The organism is Synechococcus sp. A15-44 (assembly GCF_014280115.1).
Taxonomy (GTDB): Bacteria; Cyanobacteriota; Cyanobacteriia; order PCC-6307; family Cyanobiaceae; genus Parasynechococcus.
Map to the genome: position 1 here is coordinate 1,653,252 of NZ_CP047938.1, position 14,261 is coordinate 1,667,512.

General features: G+C 61.0%; 15 protein-coding genes and 1 tRNA gene. 6 read left to right on the forward strand and 10 right to left on the reverse strand.

The annotated features are described in order from the left end of the window. Nucleotides 1-40 precede the first annotated feature (40 nt). Complete coding sequence (locus SynA1544_RS09335) at nt 41-625, forward strand: alpha-ketoglutarate-dependent dioxygenase AlkB (RefSeq protein WP_186513172.1); 585 nt, start codon at nt 41-43, stop codon at nt 623-625. On the opposite strand, the gene SynA1544_RS09340 is transcribed toward SynA1544_RS09335, so the two are convergent. Beyond that, nucleotides 616-1,530, reverse strand: coding sequence for an AEC family transporter (locus tag SynA1544_RS09340; RefSeq protein WP_186513173.1), 915 nt, complete (start codon nt 1,528-1,530; stop codon nt 616-618). The two genes, SynA1544_RS09335 and SynA1544_RS09340, sit on opposite strands and share 10 nt — an antisense overlap. Before the next feature lie 472 nt (nt 1,531-2,002). On the opposite strand from SynA1544_RS09340, the gene SynA1544_RS09345 reads away from it, so the two are divergent. Next, nucleotides 2,003-2,392, forward strand: coding sequence for an AbrB family transcriptional regulator (locus tag SynA1544_RS09345; protein WP_186513174.1), 390 nt, complete (start codon nt 2,003-2,005; stop codon nt 2,390-2,392). A gap of 99 nt (nt 2,393-2,491) precedes the next feature. Next, complete coding sequence (locus SynA1544_RS09350; protein ID WP_186513176.1) at nt 2,492-2,779, forward strand: hypothetical protein; 288 nt, start codon at nt 2,492-2,494, stop codon at nt 2,777-2,779. 27 nt (nt 2,780-2,806) lie between these two features. Here the strand turns inward: SynA1544_RS09350 and SynA1544_RS09355 are convergent, their stop codons facing one another. The 4 genes from SynA1544_RS09355 to SynA1544_RS09370 are packed head-to-tail and all read right to left on the reverse strand — an operon-like array spanning nt 2,807 to nt 6,472. Beyond that, nucleotides 2,807-3,550 (reverse strand): amino acid ABC transporter ATP-binding protein, encoded by a 744-nt coding sequence (locus SynA1544_RS09355; RefSeq protein WP_186497476.1) that lies wholly within the window; start codon nt 3,548-3,550, stop codon nt 2,807-2,809. Next, complete coding sequence (locus tag SynA1544_RS09360) at nt 3,547-4,521, reverse strand: amino acid ABC transporter permease (protein WP_186513178.1); 975 nt, start codon at nt 4,519-4,521, stop codon at nt 3,547-3,549. Before SynA1544_RS09360 ends, SynA1544_RS09355 begins: the two co-directional genes overlap by 4 nt. Further along, the gene (locus tag SynA1544_RS09365; RefSeq protein WP_186513180.1) at nt 4,521-5,411 is read right to left on the reverse strand and encodes an ABC transporter permease subunit; all 891 of its coding nucleotides are present in this window, start codon (nt 5,409-5,411) and stop codon (nt 4,521-4,523) included. The genes SynA1544_RS09360 and SynA1544_RS09365 overlap by 1 nt, the downstream gene beginning before the upstream one ends. Then, nucleotides 5,411-6,472 (reverse strand): amino acid ABC transporter substrate-binding protein, encoded by a 1,062-nt coding sequence (locus SynA1544_RS09370; protein ID WP_186513184.1) that lies wholly within the window; start codon nt 6,470-6,472, stop codon nt 5,411-5,413. Before SynA1544_RS09370 ends, SynA1544_RS09365 begins: the two co-directional genes overlap by 1 nt. Nucleotides 6,473-6,664: 192 nt before the next feature. Here SynA1544_RS09370 and SynA1544_RS09375 point away from each other — a divergent pair, with 192 nt between their 5' ends. Continuing rightward, nucleotides 6,665-6,886, forward strand: coding sequence for a hypothetical protein (locus SynA1544_RS09375; RefSeq protein ID WP_255477566.1), 222 nt, complete (start codon nt 6,665-6,667; stop codon nt 6,884-6,886). Here the strand turns inward: SynA1544_RS09375 and SynA1544_RS09380 are convergent. Next, entirely contained in the window at nt 6,865-8,427 is a 1,563-nt protein-coding gene (locus SynA1544_RS09380) for a SulP family inorganic anion transporter (RefSeq protein ID WP_186513185.1), read from the reverse strand. The two genes, SynA1544_RS09375 and SynA1544_RS09380, sit on opposite strands and share 22 nt — an antisense overlap. A 30-nt stretch (nt 8,428-8,457) precedes the next feature. Beyond that, complete coding sequence (locus SynA1544_RS09385; protein WP_255477567.1) at nt 8,458-9,771, reverse strand: FAD-binding oxidoreductase; 1,314 nt, start codon at nt 9,769-9,771, stop codon at nt 8,458-8,460. On the opposite strand from SynA1544_RS09385, the gene SynA1544_RS09390 reads away from it, so the two are divergent. Beyond that, nucleotides 9,712-10,809, forward strand: a complete 1,098-nt coding sequence (locus SynA1544_RS09390; RefSeq protein WP_186513186.1) for a sirohydrochlorin chelatase — start codon at nt 9,712-9,714, stop codon at nt 10,807-10,809. The two genes, SynA1544_RS09385 and SynA1544_RS09390, sit on opposite strands and share 60 nt — an antisense overlap. Nucleotides 10,810-11,215: 406 nt before the next feature. Further along, nucleotides 11,216-11,482, forward strand: a complete 267-nt coding sequence (locus SynA1544_RS09395) for a DUF2811 domain-containing protein (RefSeq protein WP_186513187.1) — start codon at nt 11,216-11,218, stop codon at nt 11,480-11,482. Here SynA1544_RS09395 and SynA1544_RS09400 read toward each other — a convergent pair. The 3 genes from SynA1544_RS09400 to SynA1544_RS09410 form a co-directional block, all read right to left on the reverse strand. Then, nucleotides 11,463-13,106, reverse strand: a complete 1,644-nt coding sequence (locus tag SynA1544_RS09400; RefSeq protein ID WP_186513189.1) for a GMC oxidoreductase — start codon at nt 13,104-13,106, stop codon at nt 11,463-11,465. The genes SynA1544_RS09395 and SynA1544_RS09400 overlap by 20 nt on opposite strands. Nucleotides 13,107-13,165: 59 nt before the next feature. Beyond that, a tRNA-Met gene (locus SynA1544_RS09405) sits at nt 13,166-13,242 on the reverse strand. Between the two features lie 45 nt (nt 13,243-13,287). Further along, a complete protein-coding gene (locus SynA1544_RS09410) occupies nt 13,288-14,256 on the reverse strand; it encodes an asparaginase (protein ID WP_186513191.1) in 969 nt (322 codons plus the stop codon). Nucleotides 14,257-14,261: the final 5 nt, after the last annotated feature.

The following is a 14,261-nucleotide window of genomic DNA, read 5'->3' on the forward strand; positions in this document are numbered from 1 at the left end:
AGTCTCGAGATCGAACCGACCTCGTCATCCGACGTCACGAATGACGACCCATCCAGCTGCAGCGGAAACGGACTGGTCCCTGCATGGGGGTTGGCTGAAGCCAGAACTTGCCAGGCACTGGCAAACACAGCTTGAACACCAGCTCCAGTGGGAGCAGCCTGTGGTTCAGGTCTATGGCAAGCGCCACCCGGTCCCCCGACTGACGGTGTTTCTTGCCAATGAAGGAATTCACTACCGCTACAGCGGTGCCATTCACACCGGTGATGGCTGGCCTGCATGGTTCAAGCCATTGCTGCACCAGGTGAATGAAGCCTGTGAGACCAACTTCAACGGATGCCTGCTCAATTGGTATCGCCATGGCGATGACCGCATGGGTTGGCACGCCGATGACGAACCGGAAATTGATCAGCGGGCTCCGATTGCCTCCCTTTCACTCGGGGCAACGCGGGATTTTCAGCTCCGCCACCGCACAACTGCTCACCTGAAAATGTCTCTGCCGTTGGCCGATGGTGACCTTCTGGTGATGCACCCGGGCTGTCAGAGCCGATGGATGCACAGTGTTCCTCAGCGGCGAAAAGTGCAGAGCACCCGCATCAACCTCACCTTTCGCCGTTTTCAGAACTGAGAGCGCAGCAGCACGCCCCATGCAGGCGCAGTGATCAAGGCCAGCAACGTGCTCCAAAACACCAACCCTGCGGCCCGCTCCTGATCAGCACCCACAGATTCTGCAATCAGCAAAAGAGAGATTGCCGTCGGCGCGGCTCCTTGCAGAGCAACCGCCTGAACCATCAAAGGCTTGAACTGCAGCAGAGACGCCAAGAGCCCAAGCAACAACGGATAGAGGAGGAGTTTGGCCACCAGTGGCTTCATCAGCTGCAGAGGACGTGCCTCCGGCGCAATGCCCTGGCGATGAATGCTGCCCAGGCGCATGCCCACCACCATCAGAGCCAGCACGATCACGCAGCGGGAAGGCCACCACAGCGCATCGGCCACCGAAGCAGACCATGGGGTCGCCTGAACCAGCAGCGCACCGATGAGCCCGCGGGTTGCCGGACTCCCAGCAACACTGCTGAGCAACCCTCGCAACCGCTGGGATCCATCGACCTGCCCCCCGATCAGCAGCGGTCCCAGGCTCCAGACCAGCAGTGTCGCCCCGAGGTCGTAGCCAATGCTGATGGGCAGAGCCTCCTCGGGCAGGAAAGCCAGGGCGAGAGGAACCCCGAAATAGGCCGTGTTTCCGGTGCAGCTGCCAAGCCGCAGCGTGGGAGACGCCAACTCAGCCAATCCCGGCAGGCGCGCGGCCCCCACCAGAACAAAGCCCATGGCGAGCACCGCAAGACCTGCTGCCTGCAACATGTCGCCGCTGAGGCCACCCTTCAACAGCAGGCCCATCACACTGACCGGCACACCGAACCGCACCAGCGGTGCAGCCAAGCGAGTGGACAGGGTTTCATGGCGTCGACCAGCCCAGAACCCAATCAGAAGAGAGGGCACAAGCTCCAGCAAAAACCGAAGAATGGACACCTCCATCAGATCAATCGACCCTAGAAAGCTGTGGTGACTGATGCCTCAGCCCCAGGCTTAATCTGACTTTTGATTGGCCGCGTGGATTCAGCTGATGCAACCAGCTTCACGCCATCGCATCGTGCGCAGTGATCAATCAGAAGATCGACTGACAAGGCTGCGCTTTGACAGCTACAACGCTGCCTACGATGAACTCGAGCGTTACTACGGGGATTTTTGCTGCTCTGATGATGATCGTGTCGAGTACACGATCGTTTGTGAAGCCTCAGAGAGTCCTTAGGTTGTAACCACTGAGGCAGCCTCCATATCAGTCCGTCAGGCTTCATCGCAGGAGAGCAGTCTCAAAAACCAGACCACAGAGACGCATCCCTAGATACCAACCTTTCAAAGCACTGAGCCTTGGCAATATCGGCTCGATTGATTGACATCCAGCCAGCCAACCAGTTATGAACTATGTATCCATTGAGACGCATTTAAAATGCTGACCGGTTCCGAGCTGCTTGCCAAGGTCAAAGAACTTGGAGATGTTTCCAAATCCGATCTGGTGAGAGCTTGCGGATACGTCTCCGATAGGAAAGATGGTGGTGATCGCCTGAATTTCACAGCGTTCTACGAGGCCCTGCTCGAGGCCAAGGGCGTGAATCTGAGCAGCGGTGGTGCTGCGATTGGCAAAGGTGGTCGCAAACTCAGCTACATCGCCAAAGTTCAGGGCAATGGCAATCTGCTGATCGGCAAGGCTTACACCGCCATGCTGAACCTCGAACCCGGTGACGAGTTCGAAATCAAGCTCGGCAAGAAAGCCATCCGTCTGATCCCCACCGGTGCAGCTGCGGAGCACAGCGAAGCTGCCGACCAGGTTGACGAGTGATCAAAGGATCCATCACCTCCAGCTGAATCCCTTTGAGCCCTCCCCTACAAGGGGGGGGCTTTTTTGTAATGGAGCAACGGAGGTCCGTCCGCAACCACGATGGGGCTGGCATCACAATTGCTGCTCGGTAATGTGAGCTGGAGTGGCGCGACAGAGTTGAAATCCTTCAGGGAAACCGTCGCATCGTTTCTGAGCAATACGTTTCTGTTGGGGGGCTCAGTCGCCCTGTCCATCCATATCGTGCTGACCTTTTTTCGGATGCACGGACTGGCATTGACCCTCGCTTTTGTGGCGTTTTGGCTGATCTGCGTGACGGCCTACTTCCGTTGGCAGGGCAAGCACAGCCGGAAGCCCACTGAGGCTTGGAGAGAACGACAATCGGCCTGAAGCACGTCACACGGTTGGGCAAACCGTTCAGTGCTGCATCTGATTGAGGAACCTGCGGCTGCGTTCCTCCCTGGCATTGCTGAAAAAGGTCTCTGGATCGGAGGTCTCCACCACCTGGCCCCGATCCATGAACATCACCCGATCCGCCACCTCACGGGCAAAGCCCAGTTCGTGGGTGACCACCACCATCGTCATGCCGCCTTTCGCCAACTGGCGCATCGCATCCAACACCTCCTTCACCCGCTCCGGATCCAAGGCACTGGTGGGCTCATCGAAGAGCATCACCTCAGGATCCAGGGCCAGAGCCCGGGCGATCGCCACCCGCTGCTGCTGACCACCGCTGAGCTGCGCCGGGTACTTGTGGGCCTGCTCGCGAATGCCCATCTGGTCAAGGAGATCCATCGCCCGCTGCTCGGCAGCCGCCTTGGCACGCTGCTGCACCTTGATCGGGGCAAGGGTGATGTTGTCGAGGATGGAAAGGTGAGGGAAAAGGTTGAACTGCTGAAACACCATCCCCACGCGCTTGCGGATCTCCCGCACCTGACGTTCTGCATGGGTGGCGTCCAAGCGAACCCCAAGCACATCCAAGGCGCCGCCATCCAACGACTCCAGACCGTTGAACGTACGGATCAGCGTGCTCTTGCCAGAGCCGGAAGGCCCCATCACCACCAGCACTTCACCGCTGTTCACCTCAAGGGTGACGCCATCGAGAGCTCGAACCCCTTGGGAATAGCTCTTGACCAGATCAGTGGCACGAATGGCGACAGTCATGAAGCGGAGCGGGCAGGGTCAAGCTGAACTTCCAGGTGGCGGGCCAGCAGCGCCATGGCGGTACACGCCAGCCAGTAAACCGCAGCAAGCCAGAGGTAGACCTCCAGATAGCGGCCGATGAAAGCAGGATTCGCCAACAGGCTGCGGCTGATGCCCAGCAATTCCACCAAACCGAGAATGGCCATCAGGCTTGTGTTTTGCAGCAGACCCACCGCCTGATTGGTGAGCGATGGAAGTGCAACCCGCAGCGCCTGAGGCAGCACCACCAATTGCAGCACTTGGCGTGGCGACAGCCCCAGCACGGCTGCAGCTTCCCGCTGGGTGGGCGGAATCGCCTGCAGGCCTCCGCGAACATCCTCTGCGATGTAGGCCGCTGCAAACAAGGCGAAGGCCACAACCGCCCGCAGAACCCGATTGATCTCAAGGCCTGGCGGCAGGAACAACGGGATCAGCAGTTGTCCAAAGAACAGAGCCGCAATCAACGGCACAGCCCGCATCAACTCGATGTAGGCGGCGCTGCTCCAACGCAGCACCGGCAGCTCACTGCGCCGGCCGAGGGCCAGGAGGATCCCCAACGGAAGTGCCACAGCACCACTGCCTCCCGTCAGCAGCAGCGTGAGTGTCAGCCCACCCCAACTGCGTGTCCCCACCGGCAGTAGACCCAAACCTCCGGCCAACAGCCAGAGCCCCAGCGGTGCCATCGCGATCCAGACCAACGGCAACCAACGGCGAACCCAGCCACGCTTCGGACCAGTGAGGGTCAGCAGCGTCAGCGTGATCAGTGCTGCCATCCACAGCAACGGACGCCAGCGTTGATCCGCAGGGAAACTGCCCACCGCATACAGCGGGAGATTGGTGGTCACCACAGACCAATCGGCCCCAACCAGCAGCCAATGCAGCATGGACCAGCCAGCCCATCCGAGCAGAGCCAGCAGCAGCAGGGTAATCCCACGATCCAACCAACGGTTCATCAGCGGCTCCTGTTCAGACGACCCAGCACGGCACGGTTGAAGGCAGCCATGCCCCCGCTGATCAACAAATTCAGCAGCAGAAAGCTGAGCAACAACAGCAGGAAGCCCTCAATGGCGCGGCCGGTTTGGGTGATGGTGGTGTCACTGACGGCGTAAAGATCGGCGTAGCCCACGGCAATGGCCAGGGTGCTGTTCTTGGCGAGATTGAGGTACTGGCTCGTGAGTGCAGGAAGAATCGCCGGCAGGGCCTGAGGCAACACAATCCGCCGCAGCCCAAGCCCTTCCCCAAGCCCAAGGCTGCGGAAGGCCTCCCACTGGCCCCGCGGCACCGCGTTGATGCCACCGCGCACGATCTCTGCAATCGACGCACCCGTGAATACCGTGAGCCCGACGAGAACCGCACAAAATTCAACGCTGAGGTTCAGGCCCAACAGCTGAATGCCCTGATTCGAAAGCCGGATCAACCCACCGATCGGCACCGACGGAAGGCCAAGGAAGGCAACGAAATACCAGAACAGCAACTGCAGGAGCAGAGGAACCTGACGAATCAAGGCCACGTAGCCCCCGGCCAGGCTGCGCAGCAGACGGTTGTTGCTGCTGCGGGCTGCACCGGCAGCCACCCCCAGGCCGGTGGCCAAGACCAGGCCAGCCGCGATCACCTTGAGGCTGTTCAGCCAACCGATGGTCAGAGCCCAGAGGTAACTATCGGATGGGGCATAGGGGAGAGCTGTTTCCGCCAGAGCAAAACCAGCGGGTCGGCCCAGCCAGCCAAAACCCAGTCCCAAGCCCGTCCGAATCAGGTTGACCGCCAGATTGTTGACCAGCAGAGCCAGAAGGCCGATCAGAAGGGCGGCGACACCAACCTGAACCAGGAGACGACGCTGCCGCATCAGGTGAACGGTGGAGAAATCATCAAACCACCTTCCCCGGCCAGCCGGTTCGCCCCCCGGGGTATCGCCACGGCACTGTCCGGTCCGAGATGGCGGTTGTAGATCTCGCCGTAATTGCCGGTGGAACGGATCACCTGAACGACAAAGTCATCGGCGAGTCCGAGTTTGCGACCCAGACCTGGATCCACCCCCAGGAAACGCCGCAGAGCAGTCTGGGAGGGGTCAGCTGCGGCTTGCTTCACCACCGCATCAACATTGGCTTGGGTGATGCCCCGTTCCTCGGCTTCGATCAGAGCATTGATCACCCAGGTCATGGCATCACCCATGGGCTGATCCCCCCCCACGACTGCTGGAGCCAGGGGCTCCTTGCTGATCCGGTCGTCGAGGATCTGATGCGCCTGGGGATCACTGAACCCTGAGCGTGCCGCCGCCAGTTGCGAGCGATCAGACGTCATGGCTGCGCAGCGCCCCTGGAGGTAGCCGCCCACCACCTGATTGAGATCTTGATATTTGATCGGTGTGTAGGGATGCCCCTTGGAGGCGAAGGCGTCGTTGAGGTTTTGCTCGGTTGTGGTGCCCGATCCCACGCAAATGGCCTTGCCGCTCAAGTCAGCCAGCGAACGCACTCCGCTGGCGGCATTCACCATCAAGCCCTGTCCGTCGTGGAACACCACAGGCCCAAAGCGCAGCCCATTGCCCCCCACCGCATCGCGGCTGAGGGTGTGGGTGGTGTTGCGAGACAACAGATCGATCTCACCCGATCGCAAGGCCGTGAACCGCTCGGGCGCAGTTAAGGGCCGGTATTGAACCTTCTCAGCATCACCAACAAAAGCAGCAGCCATGGCACGGCAGATGTCGACATCCAGGCCGGTGTAACGCCCATCAGGACTGAGAAAACTGAAGCCTGGAATCTTGCCGCTCACCCCGCAAAGCAACTCGCCTCGCGCTTTGACAAGATCCAGACGCGAGCCAGCTGCACTGTCCAGTGACGCGCAGGACGCCAGGAACGAGGACAACCCGGCCAACGCAACGATCAGAACACGCGAACTGGATCGGAACATCAGCGTTGGTACAGATCGGGTGGGATTGTCCCAGATCCCGAGCACATCCCCCACATCCGACCTACGTTCACGGCAATCAGCCTGGCCGCAATAAAGGTCTGGGCCTGCCTTTTGGCCGGACTGATCGCTGGAATCACAGCCCCCGGTGCTCTCGCATGGGACAAGCTTGACCGTGGGACTTACAACAACAAAATGGCGCTGTTGGGCTTTCTCCTAGAGAGTGCTCAGCAACGGGCCGGACGTGATGTTCAGACCCTTTGCCTGTTGATGAGCATCAGCAACGACGTCACCGAGCGGTACGTGGAGACCAACCCTGAGGACGTGCAGATCCAACAGCGGCTCATGGCGATGCGCCAAGACCTCAGGGCCTGTCTTGCCAACCAAGCCGATGCTCATGCATGGGCTGATTCCTGACCACCGATCCGCTCGAACAGATCAAGGCTTTCCTCGTTCAGGCCAATCACGCTGACCACAGATCCACCGCTGCGGTATTTGCGGATGACCTGATCCAGCGCAGCCACGCCGCTCTGGTCCCAGATGTGGGCTTGGGAGAGGTCAATCGTGATGCGCTCGGGATGGTCGTGAAGATCAAATCCCTGGAGGAAGTACACCTTGCTCACAAAAAACAGCTGCCCCTGCACCCGGTACAACCGCTCCTGATCGCTGATCTCGACGGCCTCCACCTGAATCACCTTGGCCACCTTGCGGCTGAACAGAATTCCTGCCAGCGCCACGCCTGCCAACACGCCAAGGGCGAGGTTGTGCGGGGTGGTGAGCATGGTGACGGCAAAGGTCATCAGCATCACCGAGGTGTCGCTCTTGGGGATGCGACGCAGGTTGCGCAGACCATTGATGTCAGCAGTGCTGACAGCGATGCTGATCATCACGGCCACCAGAGCCGCCATCGGAATTTGCTTGAGCCAGGGCCCAGCCAGCAGGATCATCGCCAGCAGGCTCACCCCCGAGAACAGGGTGGACAGTCGCGTGCGGCCGCCGTTGTCCACATTCATCACGGACTGACCCACCAGGGCACAACCGGCCATGCCACCGAACAGGGAGGAAACGATGTTGGCGATGCCCTGGCCCCGGGCCTCAACGTTTTTGTTGGTGGTGGTGTCGGTCTTGTCGTCGAGGATGTCCTGGGTCAGGAAGGTTTCCATCAGACCCACAAGGGAGATGGCCAAGGCGGTGGGAAGCACCAAGCCAAGGGTGTCCAGATTGAAGGGAACACCACCTGCACCAAAGGGAAGGCTGAAGGAGGGCAGACCTGCAGGAAGGGTGCCGAGGCTGCTGACCGTGGGGATGTCGAAGCTGAATCCCACGCTGATCGCGGTCAACACGATGATGGCCACCAGCTGTGAAGGCACCACCCTGGTAATCCGGGGAAGGCCATAGATGATCACCAGGCCCAGCAGGACCAAGCCCCAGACGACGGGGATCTGGCCGCCGTGGGGGAGCAACGACGAGGCCCCATGGTCACCATCTCCAGCGTGAAGGTTGAGACCGAGCTGGGGCAACTGGGCCTGAAAAATCAGCAAAGCCAGCGCATTGACGAAGCCGCTCAGCACCCCTTGGGGAACAAAACGCATCTGATAGGCAAGACGCAGATACCCCCAGAGGATCTGCAGCAGACCCGTCACCAGCCCCGCCACCATCAGGTACTGGACCCCCAGGCCTGGCCCCCGGGCTTCACCGGTGGCCACAAGGCCTGTCATCAACAGGGCGGTGGAGCCCGTGGCTGAGGTAATCATGGCCATACGACCACCCACGACGGCGATGGTCAGCGACAGGCAGAAGGCTCCGAACAGGCCCACTTTGGGGTCCACCCCAGCGATCCCCGAGAAGGCGATGGCCTCGGGAATCATCGCGAAAGCCACCACCAGACCCGAGAGCAGATCTTTGCTGGGGTTGGCCAACCACTGATTCACCAGGGTTGGGCTGGATCGTTTGGCCATCAAAGGATGCCGATTAGGGGCGACCGTAAATCAGAGCGACGGCAGGGTGCCTGCTGGATCCAAGCGCTGTTTCAGCTTTCGCAACTCGGGCAACCAGGGGCCGAACGCCGCCTCCAACTCCTTGTGATGGAAGGGCAGATGGTCATGAAACTGCGCCAGATGCACACCAGGGCAGACCGACTGAAGGACCTGCCAGACCTCCTCCAACCAAGCAAGACTGCGTCTCTGGCCCAGGGCATCTCCAGGAGTCCAGGCGGCGGTGATCCAGGGCTTCCACTCGGCAGTGCGATGCACGAACGAGCTGGCCTCCGCGACAACCTGTTGCGTTGCCGCCCCCAGCTGCTGACAGGCCAGGCTGCAGAACGGATGCGGACGATGCTGCAGCAAACGGCATAAATCCGGCATCACGGCCCCCCAGAGCTCAGCAGCTGCTGGCCCCAGCAAGCCAACCACCTCCGTGTGAGATCGCGAAGGCATCGGAGCCGATCCCCGCAAGGGTGGGAGCTGGTGCAACCCTTCGATCTTCTGCGCACCGGTCCAGGGGGCATCGGCAATCCGGAGCAACTGCACCGCGTCAACCCTCTCCCAATGCCACTGCAAGCTGGTGCTGGCATTTGACGCTTCGGCCCTGAGCATGAGCTCAGGCAGTTGATCCGGAGACACCACGCACTGCTTCACCCACAGCGGCAGGAGCGGCTGGGTGGCCATGCGCAGCGCACTCACCACCCCCAGAAACGGGGCTGCACCGCAGAGGCCTCTCCACTCCAGCGAACCGGCATCGGCAGCCCGAGACAAGGCAAAGGGGCTGCCATCACCCCAGACCCCATGGATCTCGAGCACTTGATCCACAGCAAGCCCCACCCGCCGGCTCAGCGGCCCCATGCCACCCGTGAGCACATAGCCAAGCCCAGGCAGACCCGACAAACCAGCCGCCACGGTTCGGTCGTGGGGGAGCAAGGCCTCCAGCACGTCTCCCATGCGGCAGCCCGCTCCAATCCAGACCGACTGATCCGCGGGTTGCCACTCCACACGTTGGAAATGGGTTTGCAGATCCAGGGTCCAATGGTCAGCCACGGCGGCCCGAGATGTGGTGCCCCCGCCACAGAGACGCAGCGGCCGGGGACCGGACCAGTTCTGGACCAAGGCCGCCAACTCCGCTGGTCGAGGGGAGACCAGACCGGATCGCCTCGCATCAGCCGCCTGCGCGTTGAAGAAAACGGGACGGTCTGAATCCATTGCGATGCGACCGATATCGTCAAACCATTGGAACAGCAGAGCGACCTTTTGGCCGAACAGCACGCGGAAACCGGCAACGAGCGTCTTGGCGTTCTGATCTGCGGCCACGGGAGTCGCAACCGACTGGCCGTTGAAGAGTTCGCCCAGATGGTGGACGCCCTGCGGCCTCGGCTGGCACCGATGCCGGTGGAACACGGCTACCTGGAATTTGCCCGCCCCATCCTTCGGGATGGTCTTGAAGCGCTCCGCGAGAAAGGCGTCACCAAGGTGCTGGCCATTCCCGCCATGCTTTTCGCAGCCGGGCATGCCAAGAACGACATCCCTTCTGTTCTGAACACGTACACGGCCGAAACGGGGTTACCGATCGATTACGGCCGGGAGCTGGGGGTGGACCGGTTGATGGTGTCGGCCGCCGGGGCTCGCGTTCAGGAGTGCCTGGATGCGGCGAAGCACGACGTTCCCCTGGCCGAAACTCTGTTGGTGGTGGTGGGCCGAGGCTCCTCGGATCCAGACGCCAACTCCAACGTGGCCAAGGTGACGCGGCTGCTGGTGGAAGGATTTGGTTTCGGCTGGGGAGAAACGGTGTATTCCGGCGTGACCTTCCCCCTGGTGGAACCGGGGCTGCGTCACGCCGTGAAACTGGGCTTCCGCCGGGTGGTGGTGGTGCCCTATTTCCTCTTTTCAGGGGTTCTGGTGAGCCGAATCCGCCAACACACCGAGCTGGTGGCTGCCGATCACCCCGAGGTGGAGTTTCTCTCTGCGGGCTATCTGGGCGACCACACCCTCGTGGTGGACACCTTCAAGGAACGGGTCGAGGAGGTGTTGCGGGGGGACACCGCCATGAACTGCTCGCTCTGCAAGTACCGCGCCCAGGTGCTGGGCTTCGAACAGGACGTGGGACGTGCCCAGGAAAGCCACCACCACCATGTGGAAGGCCTTGCGGAAAGCTGCACGCTCTGCGAACTGGAGTGCACGGGTGCCTGCCAACCCGACGGCATCCCGATTAGCCATGACCACAGCCACCCTTCAGATCACAGCCATGGCTCAGACAACAGCCATGGCCACCATCACCCCCCTTATCCCCACGCCGACCATCCCCTGGGCCCTACCACGTTGAAGCGCAACAACAGCGCGCCTAAAGATTGATTCCATGGATCCAAAGAGAACCTGCTGACGGCTTGCCGCCAATGACACGGTTCTCGAAAGCGACAGCAGCGACGGAGCAAAGATCAGGTTTTCTTATCGAAATTGCTTCGCCAAGGTTCGCCCACTTTTTCCACACAAAAAACCGCCGCTTTCCACAGGCCGAAGTTGCCTTGCCGGCTGTGACGGTCAGCCTGTGAATTTCCGAGGGAACCGTGCCACCGGGTTGACAGACCGCCTATCCGGCCTAGCTCAACCCAGCTTCGGCATTTTCCTTGCGCTCAAACCCAGTTATAGACTGCTGTCTCATCTCGTCTCAGCCGCAATTCAACAAATGGCGACGGCTTTGACGCAAGCGCCGGTGATGTGGCTTTCTTGGTGAGCGTTGGACAGGGACAAGCTGGAGCGAATGGATCGAAATCACCTCGAGCGATGCCATGAAATGGGGACCACAGAACGCGGAACTGCGTCAAAAGCCAGCTACGTGAGCCTTGAGACGGAAATTCCCGAGGTGCTCTATCGAGGCATGAAGGATTTCATCGGGGAGCACCCCGGCTGGGACCAATACCGCGTGATGAGCTCTGCTCTTGCCCACTTCCTGTTTCAGAACGGCTGTGACGACCGCGCCGTGACCGAGCGCTATCTCGACGATCTGTTCATCCACCCCGACCACTGAGGGCCAGCAGGCAGGCACGACGGCTCAAGGCCATCATCGTGAGCGTTGGGCTCTGCCAGGCCGACGTGGGCCAACAGGCACCATCCACCACAAGAACGTTGGGAGCACGCCAAAGACGGTTGGAGGAATCAACCACGCTGCTGGTTTCGCTCGACCCCATCGCAGCGCCTCCCACCTCATGGATGTAGTACCCCGGGGGGGGTGCACCTTCAGACAGTGCAACAGCACCCCCCAGGAAAGGTTCAACCAAGGGGAGGTGAAAGAGGTCTTTGATCGGTTTGGCCTCCCCACCGGCGGCGGCGATGCAGGCCTGGATCGAGGCGCGCATGTGCCTCACCATGGCCAGTTCATTGCTGCTCCAGCGGCATGCAATCGAGGGGACACGCACGCCCCAGCGATCCATGCGCCCACTCAGGGTCACCCTGTTGTCAGCCCTGGGAAGAACTTCGCCGTGACCTATCAGGAACCCGGTGATGCTGGAAGGGCGACGCCGTAACCATCGCGGAGGATCAAACCGTCCAATGCCACCCCAGAGGCCATAGCCGCCCTGAAAATCAGCCGATGGCAGGTGTCGGCCAAACGGAACGAAAAAACTTCCAGCGCCCGTGAGCATGGGTTGTTCCCCCTGAACAGGCTCGGGGAAGGCAAAAAACTGCGATGTGGACACATGGTCCATCAAGCGTGTGCCCAGTCGTCCTGAAGGGTCGTCCAAACCATTGCTCTGTTCGCCACGACGGGAGCGCAACAGGATGGAGACGGTCTGAATCGTGGAAGCAGCCAGGACGACGAGATCCGCCTTCAACTCCCTGCGGTTGCCATTGGATTGGTCAACGGCAACCACACCAATGGCTTTGTCTCCGCCGGCATCCATCAAGAGATGCTCCACCAGATGCGCAGAGAGCAGCTGGGTGCGTCCTGTGGCCATGGCGCGAGGAAGGCTGCTGCCGCGACTGCTGGAGCGGGGCCAGGCGGGATCTTCTCCCTGCGGCGCCGGACCAAACCCCCTCGAGGGGATCACGGGATAGCCCAACCGTTGCCGCACAGCTTCGGCAAAACGCTGTTCCGCCGGCGTCGCCGCCAGAGCCGGTTGCGTTTCACCGTCCGGCAGATGCTGCAAACCATCGCGCCCACCATGAACGCCCAGCCAGCGCTCCAGTTCGGCGTAGTGCGGTGTCAGCTCACCGCTGCGCAAGGGCCAACGAACCTGTTCACCCTCCACATCCACACCGCCAAGATCCTCATCCGAGAGACGCAGGGTGATGCCACCCCAGGTGAGGCTGCGGCCGCCAACCTGCAGGCCTCGCGTCCACAGAAACGGCTGATCCGCCGGGTGCTCATAGGGATGCAGACGCTCGTCGGCATACAGACGAGGGTTGGCTTTCCAGTAGCCGGGATGCTGGGACTGCTGGCGATGGCTGCCGCTGGTCAGGCCCACGATCCGACGCAGCAGATTTCCCGGTTCAGCCCCGAAGGCTTGTGTGCTGTTGAGGTCAGGTCCTGCCTCCACCACAAGCACCCGAGCTCCTGCTTCAGCCAGGGTCATGGCGGCCACGCCGCCACTCGCTCCCGAGCCAACAACAATGGCGTCCCAGGGGCCATTGCAGTTCAAGGAGCGACTGCTCATGGAGGCAAGACAGGCAAAAAAAAATCTCCCGGTGGGGAGATCTTTCATTCAATCAGAGTTGGTGGCGGGGGGGAGATTTGAACTCCCGACCTTCGGGTTATGAGCCCGACGAGCTACCAGACTGCTCTACCCCGCGACGACCCAAAAATCATACATGTCGGTGTCGCAGGTGACAGCAAAGTCACGACTGCAAGGAACCGGACACGCTGAGCTTGACGCTCGGGTTCACGACCAGCACCTGCTCATCGAGCTCATCGAGCCCCATGGGTGTGAGCCACTCGAGTTGACGCAACAGATGCAGTGCAACCGCTTGCTTGGCACGACGGGAGCCGTCTTCCACCTTGATGGCTACTCCAAGACCTTCACCCACGCGGCTGAGGCATTGAATGCCCTCTGCACCGCCCTTGCTCAAGACCTGACCGTGGCTGCGCCGCATCAGCTCGGTGTCGAAACGACCCTCGCCGGCCACCAGGTCGGGGTGACTCAGCATCGCCCGACTGATCTGCTCGAGTTCGGCATGCTGTGAGGCACCGAGGTGGGCATAGAGCAAAGCCATCTGAGCCAACTGCAACACCAGGGTGGGAGCGCCACAGTCATCCCGCTCGGCAACCAATTCCTCAGCAGGCAAGCCGATCAGTTCAGCGACCCTGCGGTTCACTTCGACCTGCAGCGGGTGGTCCTGCTGGAGATAGGTCTCGATCGGCCAGCCCATCTTTCGGCTGGTGGCCAGGAAGGCAGCGTGCTTGCCGGAACAGTTGTGCTGAAGAGGACTATCAGCCCCATTCGGCACAGGGCATTGAAGTGAAGCGCTGTCCAACTCTGCTTTCCAGAGCAACCGGAAGGCTTCCCGGGCGTGGGCATTGGTGCCCGCATGGGAGGCGCAGCTGATGGCGATGCCCCGTTCATCAACATCCAGTTGGTCGGCGGTTCCACTGCTGAGAAACGGCAGGGCCTGAAAGGGCTTCAGAGCCGAACGAATGAAACTTTCCAAGCCGGGGTTTCCTGCCGACATCAACACCCGTCCTCGGCCGTCACAGACCACGGCATGAACGCGATGCACCGATTCCGTGATCGATCCGCGCCGCAAACAGACCTCAAGGGGGGCTGACCCGGTCCGGGCTGCAGGGCTGAAGCCCGAGGGCAAAGTCATCGGAA

Excerpts from the sequence above, each read along its gene's own strand:
- SynA1544_RS09410 (WP_186513191.1), bottom strand. The coding sequence starts at position 14,256 with ATGACTTTGCCCTCGGGCTTCAGCCCTGCAGCCCGGACCGGGTCAGCC.
- SynA1544_RS09380 (WP_186513185.1), bottom strand. The coding sequence starts at position 8,427 with ATGGCCAAACGATCCAGCCCAACCCTGGTGAATCAGTGGTTGGCCAAC.
- SynA1544_RS09360 (WP_186513178.1), bottom strand. The coding sequence starts at position 4,521 with ATGAACCGTTGGTTGGATCGTGGGATTACCCTGCTGCTGCTGGCTCTG.
- SynA1544_RS09350 (WP_186513176.1), top strand. The coding sequence starts at position 2,492 with ATGGGGCTGGCATCACAATTGCTGCTCGGTAATGTGAGCTGGAGTGGC.
- SynA1544_RS09400 (WP_186513189.1), bottom strand. The coding sequence starts at position 13,106 with ATGAGCAGTCGCTCCTTGAACTGCAATGGCCCCTGGGACGCCATTGTT.
- SynA1544_RS09355 (WP_186497476.1), bottom strand. The coding sequence starts at position 3,550 with ATGACTGTCGCCATTCGTGCCACTGATCTGGTCAAGAGCTATTCCCAA.
- SynA1544_RS09395 (WP_186513187.1), top strand. The coding sequence starts at position 11,216 with ATGGATCGAAATCACCTCGAGCGATGCCATGAAATGGGGACCACAGAA.
- SynA1544_RS09375 (WP_255477566.1), top strand. The coding sequence starts at position 6,665 with ATGGCGCTGTTGGGCTTTCTCCTAGAGAGTGCTCAGCAACGGGCCGGA.
- SynA1544_RS09340 (WP_186513173.1), bottom strand. The coding sequence starts at position 1,530 with ATGGAGGTGTCCATTCTTCGGTTTTTGCTGGAGCTTGTGCCCTCTCTT.
- SynA1544_RS09370 (WP_186513184.1), bottom strand. The coding sequence starts at position 6,472 with ATGTTCCGATCCAGTTCGCGTGTTCTGATCGTTGCGTTGGCCGGGTTG.
- SynA1544_RS09345 (WP_186513174.1), top strand. The coding sequence starts at position 2,003 with ATGCTGACCGGTTCCGAGCTGCTTGCCAAGGTCAAAGAACTTGGAGAT.
- SynA1544_RS09335 (WP_186513172.1), top strand. The coding sequence starts at position 41 with ATGACGACCCATCCAGCTGCAGCGGAAACGGACTGGTCCCTGCATGGG.
- SynA1544_RS09365 (WP_186513180.1), bottom strand. The coding sequence starts at position 5,411 with ATGCGGCAGCGTCGTCTCCTGGTTCAGGTTGGTGTCGCCGCCCTTCTG.